The following is a 236-nucleotide window of genomic DNA, read 5'->3' as shown; positions in this document are numbered from 1 at the left end:
CAAAGCCGAAAATTTTATGCTTTCTTACCCCCAGAAAACTCACCGGTTGCAAACTTTTAGAAAAAAATGGACTCCTACTAGCTCGGACACGGGGGTATTGCTCCGCACAATCCCTAAAGTCAGCCTCCGCTGACTGGCGGGATAAAGGCAATCTCATCGCCTTCCGCGATGACCTCATCGTTGGAGACGAACTCCTCATTAATCGCTGTCATTATGGTCTCCATCCTCGCCAGATC

At 49.2% G+C, this 236-nt stretch carries 1 protein-coding gene; it reads right to left on the bottom strand.

The genetic code is table 11. The features are described 5' to 3' along the window. Positions 1-119: 119 nt before the first annotated feature. On the bottom strand, positions 120-236 hold a 117-nt coding region (locus RYX56_RS25190), incomplete at its 5' end, for a MoaD/ThiS family protein (protein WP_317124492.1).

It is taken from the genome of Alkalihalophilus lindianensis, assembly GCF_032843265.1.
Classification (GTDB): Bacteria; Bacillota; Bacilli; order Bacillales; family Bacillaceae_D; genus Alkalihalophilus; species Alkalihalophilus lindianensis.
This window is presented reverse-complemented; position numbering and strand designations above follow the sequence as displayed.